This window comes from Legionella jordanis, from assembly GCF_900637635.1.
Taxonomy (GTDB): Bacteria; Pseudomonadota; Gammaproteobacteria; order Legionellales; family Legionellaceae; genus Tatlockia; species Tatlockia jordanis.
The window spans coordinates 546567-559405 of record NZ_LR134383.1; the positions used below are offsets into that span (position 1 = coordinate 546567).

Below are 12839 nucleotides of genomic sequence, written 5' to 3' on the forward strand. Positions count from 1 at the left end.
CCGTTTATGTATTTTCCAAACCAAATATTCTATTATTAAAATAAGTCTGCAAATTTACCTAACTTATCAGGAGTATATGAATTATGGATGATTCGAGTTTTCGCGAAATCATTGCAAAGAGTGAAGATTTCGTAATATTCAAGTTAAATATAGACAAAGATACAAATCTGCCCAACCATAAACCAAAAGGACAAACCACAATAATTCCGATTAGAGGAAAAGGTTATTTAACAAAAAATGGAGACAAAATTGAAATAAAGCTGGGTACAGCCATAGGATTAACTCCCAATGATACACATTGTCTTGTCACTGAAACCAGCTTGGAGGTTCTTGTTGTGGAGATTTTATAATCTGATTTATTAAGCTGAAATGGACCTTTCCATCTTTTGATTATTTACTCATGGCTTATTTATTATGATCTGATGCATCATTGTCCATTATGGCGTACACCTAAAAGTCCAATAATCACATAATTTTTTCCGTCTTTGTAAATATACATTTGCCTGCCTATCTATTCACTACATTATTGAAATAGAAAGTCTATAATTTTTATATAAAAGTTCCGCTAACTCACATGGAAGGTTTATTATGGACAAAAAAAGCTTTTTTAAGCGAGAATGGAAGATATTTAAAAAATTCTATAATAGATCAGCAGAAAATCGAATAGGATTTTATAATCTTCTCGCGTTTATTATTATCCCTATAATTGGCATGACTATTTTATATATTCTTGTTCATATTTTCTGGATATAAAGAATACAATGAACTTGTTGTACGTTCATTAATTCTGACTAATTATAAAAGGGAATTTTAGACGTGGATAACAATACTCTCCTAACAATAAACAATTTAACCGTGAAACTGGATGATCGCCTTGTTATTGATGGACTTTCATTTTCCCTTAATAAAAACGATATTATCAGTATCTTAGGCCCGAATGGTTCTGGCAAGACTGTTTTACTAAAATGTTTACTTGGGTTATTACCTTTTAGCGGTACGATTACCTGGAAGAAAGGGGTTAAAATCGGTTATGTTCCCCAACGATTACCCTTCATAAAAGAAATTCCGTTAAATGTGGGTGAGTTTTTTTTGCTAAAGAAAACCACAAATTCAGAAATAATAAATACCCTCCATGAAGTTGGTTTTGATAAAGAGATCTATAACAGAAAAATAGGTTACCTATCTTCTGGTCAATTTCAGAGATTGCTCATTGCCTGGAGCTTGATAGGAAATCCTGATGTTTTACTTTTTGATGAGCCTACTACAGGCATTGATATTGGTGGAGAGGAAACTATTTATAACCTTTTGGAGAGTTTGAAAAATAAAAACTGGTATAACGCTATGTTATTAGTCACCCATGACCTGAATGTAGTTTACCAATTCTCCAATCAAGTGATTTGTTTAAATAAACAAGCAGTATGTATAGGTCCACCAAACGAGGTACTTACTCCAGAGAACTTGCAAAATCTTTATGGTGGCGGAATAAAGTTTTATAAACACAAACACTGAAGAACACTATGAATAACCAATTGATATTGAGCTTGATTGCGGGCATTTTTATTGGTGGTGTGTCTGGGTATTTGGGATCACTAATGCTGAGCAAAAGAATGGCTCTTGTTGCTGGTCCTCTGGGCCATTTAACCCTGCCAGGCATAGCAATCGCCTTATTGTACGGTTTTAGCATTGCCTTAGGCGCATTCCCTTTTGTTTTGCTTGGTATCGTTTTTATTTGGTTGCTTGAACTGCGAACAAAATTACCCATGGAAGCCTTGACAGCAGTGGTATTTGCCTCAGGTGTCGCTGTAGCCTTTTTATTTTTGCCGATTGAACAGGCTCAATCGGCTTTGATTGGGGATATCACTAAAATAAGTTATTTGGAAACAGTAAGTTCCGTGAGCGCTGCGCTTTTTCTTTTTTTGATTATTAAACTGATTTATCCCAAGATGGTTCTTATTAATATTTCAGAGGATTTAGCTCAATCAGAAGGAATAAATGTAAAAAAATACAACTTCATTTATTTAACATTGATTGCAATTGTCGTGGCCATAGGGGTTCAAATGGTTGGCGGCTTATTAACTGCCGCCTTAGTGTCTATTCCACCTGCCTCGGCTCGAAATTTAAGCCAAAACTTAACACAGTATAGCTTAATTTCAACTTTGGTTGGCGCTGTCGCTTCTTGTGTTGGAGTTTTACTATTTCAATTTACAGGCCTGCCTTCGGGACCATTAATTATTCTAACAAGCACATTTATATTCTTAATCTCCTTAATTTTCAAAAAATGAAGTAGGACTTTGTTATTTTGTCTAGTTCTTGTATTTTCAAATACAAACCAAATGTTTGCTTGAGTCTATAAACCCTATCGTTATGAAGGAGACAATTTCGTGGGGGTTCTTAAAAGACCCTGTTTGGGGGCAGAATATGCACCAATAGCTACAGAATTAAATGCATAACGAAATCGTGACTCACTTTCTTCCAAAGCAGTATTTATTTTAAATAACTCGTTAATTAGATCTAAATTCTCATAACGTAATTTAAAATTTTTATTAAGGAGCCCATATCCCCTCCAAGAGGCAATCGATACAAAACAAAAATAAATCCATAAAGCGGTTCCAAGCAACCAATAGGTTAGCGCATTTTGATGAAGAGCCAAAACTTAAGGGAGGAAGGGTTAGCGTAAAAAATAAGAGACTTGCTAAAAGATTGGGCTGAAGAATATGCGGTCCACCCGATGCTACTCCGATAATGATGACCAGCATTTGATTTAACAGATCGTAATAAGGAATAAGCGCTGAGCCTGCTACTCCGCACAGAGCACCATAAATAGCGATAAAGTCTAGTAACCATTTTAAATGGTATTCGGATGATAAGGGGGGATAATGATTAAAGAAATATAAACGTCCATGCAGAACAAAAACTGTTGTTGCAGTCATAAACCATATAGAATGACAAAATGCTCAACGAAAGCGAATATGATATCATTTTACTTATCAGTTTAAATTTAGAAATAAACATAAGGATATGTGATGGCATCATTTAATTCTGTCTCCCAAAATGAACTTCAGCAAATAGTTTCTCAATTAGACCAAGCTATCTATAACCATCAGCAATGGCATAATTCACTTATTCGAACTCTTATATGTCGATTACCTGGAGATAGCAATGATCTCTTATTTGATGCGCATACGCGCTGTCGATTCGGTCAATGGTATTATAGTCGCATTCCGAAAGTAATTCAGAACCATCCAGGAATCATCAATATTGGTGAATCGCATCAACGCATGCATCAGTTGACAACACATTTATTAAGGAAGTCGCTTGCTGAAGAGGGTATTACTACCCTTGATTATGATGATTTTGCTAATGCCTTAGAACAGATGCGATTAGAGCTTGCCACTCTTAAAAATGAGTTGGAATATTTCATTCATAACCGAGATGAATTAACAGGAGTATTTTCTCGGGTGACCATGTTATCTACGTTACGAGAACAGCAAGATCTGATTAAACGACAAGGGCAGAATTGTTGCCTCGTCATGATTGATTTGGATAATTTTAAAAAAATTAATGACACGCATGGTCATCATATAGGTGATCGTGTTTTATCGACAGCAGCTCGTTTTTTTATTGAAAACCTTAGAGCATATGACAAGATTTTTCGTTATGGAGGAGAGGAGTTTTTGCTTTGTTTTCCTTTCACTGAATTAGATGATGGTAACACAATGTGTGAACGTATTCGAAGTGGTCTTGAAGCCATTACCATTAATGATAACAATGAAAGTCTGATTCAAATTACTGCCTCATTTGGTTTGACGTTGCTTAATTCTCAAAGATCTGTTGAAGAGTCTATCAAAAATGCTGATAAGGCTTTGTATTTAGCAAAAGCAGAAGGCAGAAATTGCGTGCGAATTTGGAAATAATTGCTGAACACATTTTGGTCAGCAACTGATTATTCTATTATGCAAACGAGTAGGTTTTTTCCATAAGTAGCAAGCAACAAGCCAGGTTATTTCATGATGTGATGGATGAATTTACAATGGACTTTATTTTTGTATTCCAAAGCATGTTGGTAATTGAGTAATACCGTGTTGTCTATACTCGCAGCTTGCCTGTTGGTGAACAATATTCAGAATCTTTGGTAGCAATTCTTTATTTTTTGAGGATTGGTACGAGAAGTTCAACTTTTTCGTCTAGCCAAAGAGTTTATTCTACACATTAAATGAGAGCATGAAATATCTAAAGGTCGTAAAAAGCATTTTCCCTCTATCTTTGAGTTCTGGTCAGGGTTATTGTGAGATGCATTATTCTCCTTGGTGCCTTCCTGAGCATTAATCTTTAGCGGCTGGATGGAGGAAGGTATTACTATTACGTAGTTCTATATTATGTTAACTTACGTAATAGTAATTTATAAGCCAAAGGCTAATTGAATACATGCCTCAAATTTTTTATAAACATTCCGGATAAATCGATATGAGCATTGAATCAGTCAAAGTTTTTAACCAAATGGCAGAAGATTACGATAGGTGGTTTGATATTCATCCAGCTGTTTTTCAATCTGAGCTTGATGCTTTAAAGAAAGTCGTTCCTGAATCAGGAGAGGGACTTGATGTTGGTGTCGGTTCAGGCCGTTTTGCTGCAGCACTTGGAATTAAGACTGGGGTAGAGCCTTCGATAGCATTAGGCAATATGGCTCGGTCAAGAGGGATTCATGTCTATGAAGGAGTTGGCGAAGCATTGCCTTTCCAAGATCAGCAATTTGATTTTATTTTGTTGAATACAGTACTGTGTTATTTGGATTTACCTTTAACAGCACTGTTGGAGGCAAAACGAGTTTTAAAGCCCAATGGTACGCTTATAATCGGTATGATTGATAAAAACTCGATGTTGGGAAGACATTATGAGGCGATTAAACAAGACAATCCCTTTTATTGCCATGCTCATTTTTATTCCGTTAACGAAGTTCTTGAATTGCTTCATGAAATCAATTTCAAAGAAGAAAACCTTTATCAAACTCTTTTTTCTCCTTGCGAAGCAATACTAACGCCGGATGCGATTAAACCAGGTTATGGAGAAGGAGGGTATGTAGCACTTTCTGCACGAATTGAGATTAATAGATTTTCTTATTTTGATTTTATATAAACTTTAATTTCATTCGCTTTTTTTGTTAAAGACAACTAAGGGTGCGAAAAAAATTATACTATAACTAACTACTTGTTATTTAATTCCTATTACTTAAAAATAAAATGGAAAAGCTACAATTGGAATGAGAATTATGTTTAATCGTGTGGGTACCATGAGATATTCCTTTTATTTTCTTGTTGCAGAAGAATCATTTCCTAATCGCATTATTATTCGAAATCAATTAATGCAGCTTGGCCAAAAAGTTGATATTGTAGCAACCCCTGAGGACTTATTAAGTCAAGTGGCTGTCAATTCATATGATATTCTTTTAATCGATGTGGGTTTGTATAATAAACTTTATGGCTGTGACTTGATGGGCTTTATAAAAAAGAAACAACCCTATAGCATAACTCCTATTGTCGCCCTCACCTTTCTAAGGTCCCCTCGTCTGGAAAAATGTAATATAACAAAAGAGTGGTGTTTTTTTTGTAAACCATTGAATCCACAAGAAGCACAAAAAATTATCAACTATATAGAGAGTACATTGAATTGAAATTGAGTATTTCTTTTAATTTTACAAATTATTATTTATTGGTAGGGCCTGTTTACAATTCGCTGTAATCGATAGATTTATAAGAGCAAACTCGTAAACTTGCGATTCTCACAATCAGCAAAAAACGAGTTTGCAATGCTAAGGCTTATGCTCACAGATGAGCATTGGTCAAAGCTAAGAACGATCATGCGCGAACACGGAATTTATGACAAGCCCAATTTGCGAAAAACAGTCGAAGGGATTTTATACCGTATGCGAACAGGATTGCCTTGGCGAGACCTACCATCTTTCTTTGGTGTATGGATTTCAATTTACCAACAATTTAACCGTTGGGCCTCGAAAAACAAAATAATGGCTATTTTAAAATCCCTTGTTCAGGACCCAGATCTTGAGTGGGAATTTATTGATGGAAGCATTGTAAAGGCTCATCAGCATAGTACAGGTGCTGCTAGTTCGGATGATGAAGCTATTGGGAAATCTGTAGCTGGGAATACGACAAAAATAAATATGGCGGCTGATGCACATGGTTTGCCAATTGATTTCATAGTCACCGGTGGTGAAGTACATGATTGCAAAGTTGCACCTCAATTCATCACTCAGCTACCATCTGCTGATTATACGATTGCTGATAAGGGATATGACAAGGAGGATTTGCGCCATATCATCAGGCAGAAATCATCGCAACCTGTTATCCCAAGAAAAAGTAATTCAACGATAGGAAATGATGATATGGATTGGGCTTTATACAAGTACCGGCATCTGGTTGAAAATATCTTCGCAAGAATAAAACATTTTCGTGCAATAGCGACAAGGTAAGATAAATTAAAAAGAAATTATGCCTCTATGGTCGCCTTAGCGTGTGGGTTAATGTGGTTACCGATGTGAATTGTAAACAGGCCCTAATTATAAAAAATTAAGGTTGAATCTTCTCCATCCTCAAAACAAATGGTATTACCATGGTTTTTCTTCGCTTTATAACAAGCTTCATCCGCTTTTCTCAAAGCGGAATCGATAGCAGTTGCGCTATGAATTAATTGGCTAATCCCAATGGAACAGTCAAATTTTAGATTGCTTTGATTTAGAATTTCTTCTGTTATATCTGAGAGATGGTTTCAATTATTTTTTGTCCTATTAACTGGGTTTTCTTTAAAGTAATATTTTCAACCAATGCCACAAATTTATCACCACCATATCGAGCTATGATATCTTCTTTACGGAGCATAAAATGTGGTAAGTGCATCTGTTTGAATTATAAAATGGACCAATATAAATATAGCAAAAAATAACACCTATTGTATCGGAGTCGCTCTAACCTACATAGATATCGGAGCAAATTCACTAAAGTAATTGAGAAGGATAAGCACTAAAAAATTCTTATTATAACAAGCGATTAAGTGGAATTTTTAGGTACTGTACTCCATTTGCTTTCTGACTCACCTAAATGACTTGCTCTAATGTTAACCTGTATAGATGGCAATAACAATTTTGGTACAGGTTTCCCTTTGTCTTTTGCTAAACGGGCAACGACATAGTCTTTTTTGGAAATCCCAACTCTTATCATAGAGTTTTGTTGTTTTTGCTGCCTAACTGTTGAAAGACAGTTAGGTGCTTGGCCTTCCAGGGGATAATCATGGCAGGTAAATAGTCTGGTGTTTTCTGGTAAAGATAGAATTTTTTGATGGAATCATAAAGGATAGCTGCACTTCCTCCAGGAAAATCAGTTCGTGCAGTACCCACGTAGGGCATGAATAAAGTATCTGCAATAAAAGCGGCATCTTCTATAAGGTAGTAACGCAAGCGGGGGGTATGGCCTGGTGTATGCATCACATGAACAGGAAGGGTGCCAATGTAAAAAATTTCTTGGTCTTTAAATAAATGATCAAATTGCTTTCCCTCTAAAAGTTGTTCGTTAGGTAAGTTAAAAAGAGGAACCCAAAATTTGAGTACCGTTTTGATGTGCTCACCTATCGCTATTTTGCCTCCCAATTGCTTTTTAATAAATTGTGATGCGGTGAGATGATCAGCGTCAGCGTGGGTTTCTAAAATCCATTCTACCTGCAATTGATGTTGGCGAATAAAGGTAATGACTTTGTCTGCCAAGATAGTTGTTATTCGCCCTGAGGGCATGTCAAAATCGAGAACAGAATCGATGACAGCACAAAGTTGTGTTGTCTCATCAACAACATAGGTATAAGTTGCTGTATTGGGATCAAAAAATGGTTCAATGAGCATGACAGTCCTCTAGGATGATTAAATGCTAAAATAATGAGATAATTTCTTTTACAAATATGGTAATACCTATCAAAAGGGCAAATAAACTGAACAAGGTTTTAAGTCTCCTATCCTGCAATTTGCTTCCGATGGAAATACCAAAGATTAAGCCGGAAAGTGTCAATATTGTAAACAGAATCAAGAAACTCCAATCAAATACAACGCCAGAAGCGATATCACCATTAATACCAGCCAAGGCATTAATAGCAATGATAGCCAATGACGTCCCAATGGCTTCCTTAACCTGTAAATCAAAAAAAGCCATTAAGGCTGGAACAATTAAAAAGCCGCCACCTGCCCCCACTAAACCCGATATTATCCCAACACATATGCTACTGGTAATTGCTTTGCTGTATTGTTTGATATTCCAATTCTGAGAGGAGTTTGATGATGGAATGGCTAATGGCATAAAGAGGAATGATGAGGCAATAATCATTAAGAAAGAAAAAAGAATCATGATAAAGTGATCCAGGGAGACGCCGATGATAGAGTCAGGTAAATGAGACACTAGGTAGGCGCGAGTTAGAAAGACCGTAATCATGGCAGGTATCGCGAAAATTAAAGCTGCCTTTAAATAAATTTGTTTTTGCCGCCAATAGCTGATCGCACCTAAAAATGCTGCACTGCCTGCCACCATGAGTGAATACCCAGTAGCAACCATGGGTGTAACACCTAACAAATAAACCAATATGGGCATAGTCAGAATTGAACCTCCAGCCCCAATCATTCCTAAAATCAGCCCCATCAATAAAGCCAATGAATAACCTAAAAGAACCATAGCTTAAGCCTTTTTGTAAGTTACACTATTTTTACTAGATTGATTCCATGGCATTTTGGCCAAGCTAGAGGCTAGCCCACAATAGCTACAAATGCCTGTGAACATTAAACAAAGACCTAAAAGCGATGAAATAGCAATAAAAATTGGTGAAATCAGCCAAACTAGCATACTGGCAAGAAAGATAAGTGTTCCAATAGAGAGTTGGACTTGTTGTTCTAGGGAGAGTGTAAATTGGTTTGTTTTTTCAACAGGATAACCTGATTCGATCCAGCTTACAATTCCTCCTTCAAGATTATAAATTTCAAGCTCCGGATTAGCATGCACCAATTTTTGGCAAGCAGTAGCACTTCGTTTTCCTGAACGACAATGCAATACTAATCTTTTTGTTTTGGTATTGGGTAATTGCAATTTTTCAATCTGACTTAAAGAAAAAAGACGTGCTCCTACAATTTTTTCAGCGGCGTGCTCTACTGGTCCCCTCACATCAACTAATAATACTTCATCTTTTTCCAGCCATTGTTTGACTGTTTTTGCGTCAACACTCTTTATAGCCACATGACCCCCCATATAATTAGATAATTCTAATATATTGAGCAAATTTTTTATTCTTTACAGTAAGTCAAGTACAACGTCAATAAAATCACCTTTACTTCCTGATGACCAATACGATAGTAAATGATGGTCTCTTCTTTTTAGTCTTAACTAGGTCCTCTTTACGCTTTTTTACTAAATTCTGTTAAAGTGCCGATAGGGATATGTATATGCTACCTATCAACTCGCCAACCGAATATTCCTTTTTTATCAAAATGTCATAAAATTAAAAGCCTTTTCCTATTGGCAAGAAGCTTAAGCATTTTTCTGCCCCGTTGGTATTTTTTATTATGACCTTAAGGTTTGGATAAAAGGGTGTAGTACTCATAATTTAATTATATTAGAAATTTCTAATATAATAAGGTATATTATACAACATGTCATAACACCATGACTCTATCACATTCAGTGACCTTAAAAATTCCATGAGAACCAAAAGGGAGAGTAGTTGTATGGGCGTGCTCATGATGAATAAGTGTGAGCGCCAAAGAAAGGCTGTGCTAGAAATGGTAAAGCAAAGTCGAATTAGTCTGGTGCAAGCATCATAGAATGTGAGTTGAGTTATCGGCAAACACTAAGAATATATCAACGCTATGAGTAAAAAGGCGATGCAGTCCTAATCCACGGCAACCGTGGTCGTGCCTCAAGCCGAAAGAACCCGCATTAAGAATCGATTATAAACCAATAGATGTCTGTGGAAGAACTGACAAAAAGTGGAATTTCAGATTCAGAGCAACTAATCGTTTAATATTTGAGCCAATTAATCATCCGAATGAATTAATGATTGAGTCTAATTCCGACGCCGGAACCCATCTATATAGGGATAGAAACGCCAAGATTTTCAGCAACATCTTTTTGGTGGCGCTCCAGAAGAAAGTATTTTTTTGCAGATTCAATTTTGCTTTTAGCTAATATGGAGGAAAGAGGCTTCGTTGACATGCAGTGGGACGCCTAATGCCAATTTTAATATCAGTTTTACTAATGTCCAGGTAGCCAGTAGTTCCTGCTGGGGTATACACAGATACTGTAATGCTCGATATTTGGTCATCTTAGTTCATATAAGGATTTGTTTTTAAATAAAACCAAATAATCTATTGATTTTTAGTTGATAATTTAATAAATAATAAAACTCTTTTATCCTTTTTAATATACTTATGTTATTGAATACAGGATTTTGGTAGTTGGATGAACTATTTCATTTTTTAATTATTGAGGAGTCCATGTCTTCACGAATAATAGTTCGTGAGCAGTTTTCCCAGTTGAATCAACGCGTCGATTTTGTGTCTTCTATTGAGGATGCGATCATTCAAATGACATCGCATATTTATTCCATGATTTTAGTAGACAGTGGTTTTTATCACTCTCTTACGACAATCGATTTTAACTCTTTAATCCGTGATGGGCGTCAAATGAATCAAGTGCCATTGGTTGCTGTTATGGTGAACAATGGGGTTGATTTGTACCATCAGCAACCTCTACAAAACTACGTTTGTTTCACCAAACCGTTTTCACGAGAAAGCACATTAAAAATCATTGAATATTTAAAAAATTTTTGAATGGTTTAGGATGATTTATTTGTGTTTTGTTCTTTGCCTTCAATATCATTATTCTGTACCCCATCAGTTTGTGGGTGAGGTACTGGAGTTACATGCGGAAGAATCACGTGTTTGTTTGTACTTCCAACAGAAAATGATAGCCAGTCATGCCCGTAAGTTCTTTGCTGGAATGACCACAGAGCCTGGGCATATGCCAGAACGTCATCAAAAGCATCATAGCTGGAGTCCGGGAAGGCTAAAAAACTGGGCAAAAGATATAGATCCTGATGTTCTGATTTGGGTAGACAGGCGGCTCTCAAGACGAGAGTATCCTGAACAAAGCTATCGTGTTTGGGTTATTAAATCTGTCTCGAACCTATCTTGCTGTCCGATTGAATGCAGCTTGCACGCTTATAGGCATAAAATTTGTCTCAGTCCGTCATCCAAAGCATTTAAGTCTTTATCTGAAAGGCTCCCTGCAACGTTTTTTAATCGACTTTTATCGACAGTTCTTATTTGATCACAAACAGCTGTCACTTGTTTACCAAGACAGGAAACAGAGATAGTTATTGGCGGCCTGGCTGTGGCAGAAGTTGAAAGGGGAACGACAACAACAGTGCGTCTTGCTTGATTAATTGGTGTTGCTCCAACTAAAACACAAGGTCTGAGTTTATTAATCTCAGATCCAGTAGTAGGGTCAAGGTTTACCCAATATACATCACCACGATTCATCGTGTAATCCGTCCTGAATCGTTACATTCCAATCCTCCATTTCTTCTTTTAAATCTTGGTCATTTTCAACGGCAAGTGCACATTGATAGAGTGCTTTTTCACGCCGTTCAACTTCTTTTTCAATAAGGTGGGCAATTACTTTGCTGCGTTGTCGTTGCGGTATTGCCGCTCTCATTCGAGAAGCTATTTGATCGGGTATTGAAATTAGAACTTTATTCATCACTATCTCCTTTATATACAATATAATATATCTTATATCTAAAGACAAGTTATTCTAGTCTTAGGTATGTACCAGAGATACGGATTCTAACTTGCAGGCAATAAATATATCTATTTTAAAGAATAGTGACCTTGTTAATAATATAGTGGAATCCTGCGTTATAGGCTCTACTGAATGGGGATTTGCCAGGGATGATATGGTGGAGCAACTTGATTATTTATAGATGAAGCAGGGCAGGTTTCAGTGGCTTATCTTGTTGCTATGAGCCGCTCTGCTAAGAATTTAGTGATTATGGGTGATCAAATGCAATTAGGACAGCCATCACAAGGCACACATCCTGGTGAAAGCGGTCTTTCTATTTTATATTATTTATTACATGAAACACCTACGATTGCCGATGATATGGGAGTATTTTTATTTTTAGGAACCACTTATCGAATGCATTCAGCAGTCAATCACTTTATCAGTAAATTTATATATGATAATAACCTTGAGCCACATCCTGATAATGATGTGCGTGTTGTTAAAGTACCTGATGGTTACCAAGGAAAATTAAACAAAGAGGCTGGTATAATCTTTGTTCCTGTGGTGCATGAAGGTAATACCTACGCTTCAGATGAGGAAGTCAGTGAAATAAATCTATTAGCTCAAGAATTAATTGGCAAGGCATTTATAGAAAAGCTGGGAGAAACTCGTAAGATTGGTTGGAACGATATATTGTTTGTTGCCCCATATAATTATCAAGTTAATAAACTCAAGCAAGCTCTTGGTGAGCAGGCGCGTGTTGGCAGCGTTGATAAATTCCAAGGGCAAGAGGCGCCCATTGTATTTTTGAGTATGTGTACCAGCGATGCGAATGAATTACCTAGAGGGATGGATTTTCTCTTCGATAAGCATCGAATTAACGTTGCCAGTTCAAGAGCTCAAAGTTTAGCAATAGTAGTTGGCAATCCCCAGCTATGTGCTGTTACAGTAAATAGGGTTGAACAGCTCAAGTTGGTTAGTTTATTTAATACTCTTGTAAATCAATCAGAATCATAAGCC

16 protein-coding genes and 2 pseudogenes are annotated in these 12839 nt (G+C 36.4%); 10 read left to right on the top strand and 8 right to left on the bottom strand.

The features are described 5' to 3' along the window. The first annotated feature begins 83 nt into the window (after positions 1 to 83). The 3 genes from EL203_RS02585 to EL203_RS02595 all read left to right on the top strand — a co-directional run bounded on the left by EL203_RS02585 (position 84) and on the right by EL203_RS02595 (position 2282). Entirely contained in the window at positions 84 to 350 is a 267-nt protein-coding gene (locus EL203_RS02585) for a hypothetical protein (RefSeq protein ID WP_058470658.1), read from the top strand. Positions 351 to 816: 466 nt separating this feature from the next. Then, the gene (locus EL203_RS02590) at positions 817 to 1509 is read left to right on the top strand and encodes a metal ABC transporter ATP-binding protein (protein WP_058470657.1); all 693 of its coding nucleotides are present in this window, start codon (positions 817 to 819) and stop codon (positions 1507 to 1509) included. 8 nt (positions 1510 to 1517) lie between these two features. Next, positions 1518 to 2282 (top strand): metal ABC transporter permease, encoded by a 765-nt coding sequence (locus EL203_RS02595; protein WP_058470656.1) that lies wholly within the window; start codon positions 1518 to 1520, stop codon positions 2280 to 2282. Between the two features lie 113 nt (positions 2283 to 2395). Here the strand turns inward: EL203_RS02595 and EL203_RS02600 are convergent. Beyond that, a pseudogene (locus tag EL203_RS02600) lies at positions 2396 to 2942 on the bottom strand (GGDEF domain-containing protein); the annotation flags it as partial. Between the two features lie 81 nt (positions 2943 to 3023). Here EL203_RS02600 and EL203_RS02605 point away from each other — a divergent pair. The 4 genes and pseudogenes from EL203_RS02605 to EL203_RS02620 all read left to right on the top strand — a co-directional run bounded on the left by EL203_RS02605 (position 3024) and on the right by EL203_RS02620 (position 6553). Beyond that, positions 3024 to 3914 (top strand): diguanylate cyclase, encoded by an 891-nt coding sequence (locus tag EL203_RS02605; protein WP_082647144.1) that lies wholly within the window; start codon positions 3024 to 3026, stop codon positions 3912 to 3914. 550 nt (positions 3915 to 4464) lie between these two features. Beyond that, positions 4465 to 5133, top strand: a complete 669-nt coding sequence (locus EL203_RS02610) for a class I SAM-dependent methyltransferase (RefSeq protein WP_058470653.1) — start codon at positions 4465 to 4467, stop codon at positions 5131 to 5133. 133 nt (positions 5134 to 5266) lie between these two features. After that, positions 5267 to 5668 carry a response regulator gene (locus EL203_RS02615; RefSeq protein ID WP_232003998.1) on the top strand — a complete coding sequence of 134 codons (402 nt, stop codon included), beginning with the start codon at positions 5267 to 5269 and terminating at the stop codon, positions 5666 to 5668. A gap of 135 nt (positions 5669 to 5803) precedes the next feature. Continuing rightward, positions 5804 to 6553 (top strand): annotated as a pseudogene (locus EL203_RS02620) (IS5 family transposase). Positions 6554 to 6567: 14 nt separating this feature from the next. Here EL203_RS02620 and EL203_RS14645 read toward each other — a convergent pair. The 5 genes from EL203_RS14645 to EL203_RS02640 all read right to left on the bottom strand — a co-directional run bounded on the left by EL203_RS14645 (position 6568) and on the right by EL203_RS02640 (position 9272). Further along, the gene (locus tag EL203_RS14645) at positions 6568 to 6765 is read right to left on the bottom strand and encodes a GGDEF domain-containing protein (RefSeq protein ID WP_320205185.1); all 198 of its coding nucleotides are present in this window, start codon (positions 6763 to 6765) and stop codon (positions 6568 to 6570) included. Further along, positions 6762 to 6908, bottom strand: a complete 147-nt coding sequence (locus tag EL203_RS14745) for a diguanylate cyclase domain-containing protein (protein WP_320205183.1) — start codon at positions 6906 to 6908, stop codon at positions 6762 to 6764. Before EL203_RS14745 ends, EL203_RS14645 begins: the two co-directional genes overlap by 4 nt. A gap of 317 nt (positions 6909 to 7225) precedes the next feature. Beyond that, entirely contained in the window at positions 7226 to 7900 is a 675-nt protein-coding gene (locus EL203_RS02630; protein WP_197723125.1) for an MBL fold metallo-hydrolase, read from the bottom strand. A 25-nt stretch (positions 7901 to 7925) separates the two neighbouring features. Continuing rightward, positions 7926 to 8717: a sulfite exporter TauE/SafE family protein gene (locus EL203_RS02635; protein WP_058470652.1), complete on the bottom strand. Its 792-nt coding sequence runs from the start codon at positions 8715 to 8717 to the stop codon at positions 7926 to 7928. A 3-nt stretch (positions 8718 to 8720) separates the two neighbouring features. Next, complete coding sequence (locus tag EL203_RS02640) at positions 8721 to 9272, bottom strand: rhodanese-like domain-containing protein (RefSeq protein WP_058470651.1); 552 nt, start codon at positions 9270 to 9272, stop codon at positions 8721 to 8723. Positions 9273 to 10528: 1256 nt separating this feature from the next. Between EL203_RS02640 and EL203_RS02645 the strand changes: the two genes are divergently transcribed. Together EL203_RS02645 and EL203_RS14750 are read left to right on the top strand one after the other, a co-directional pair. Continuing rightward, entirely contained in the window at positions 10529 to 10864 is a 336-nt protein-coding gene (locus tag EL203_RS02645) for a hypothetical protein (protein ID WP_126320080.1), read from the top strand. A 10-nt stretch (positions 10865 to 10874) separates the two neighbouring features. After that, positions 10875 to 11363 (top strand): Mu transposase domain-containing protein, encoded by a 489-nt coding sequence (locus EL203_RS14750; RefSeq protein WP_375232618.1) that lies wholly within the window; start codon positions 10875 to 10877, stop codon positions 11361 to 11363. Here the strand turns inward: EL203_RS14750 and EL203_RS02655 are convergent. Then, positions 11255 to 11575, bottom strand: coding sequence for a type II toxin-antitoxin system PemK/MazF family toxin (locus EL203_RS02655; RefSeq protein WP_058470648.1), 321 nt, complete (start codon positions 11573 to 11575; stop codon positions 11255 to 11257). The genes EL203_RS14750 and EL203_RS02655 overlap by 109 nt on opposite strands. Continuing rightward, entirely contained in the window at positions 11562 to 11795 is a 234-nt protein-coding gene (locus EL203_RS02660) for a hypothetical protein (RefSeq protein WP_058470647.1), read from the bottom strand. Before EL203_RS02660 ends, EL203_RS02655 begins: the two co-directional genes overlap by 14 nt. 243 nt (positions 11796 to 12038) lie before the next feature. Here EL203_RS02660 and EL203_RS02665 point away from each other — a divergent pair, with 243 nt between their 5' ends. Next, a complete protein-coding gene (locus EL203_RS02665) occupies positions 12039 to 12836 on the top strand; it encodes a DEAD/DEAH box helicase (RefSeq protein ID WP_310886270.1) in 798 nt (265 codons plus the stop codon). Positions 12837 to 12839 lie beyond the last annotated feature (3 nt).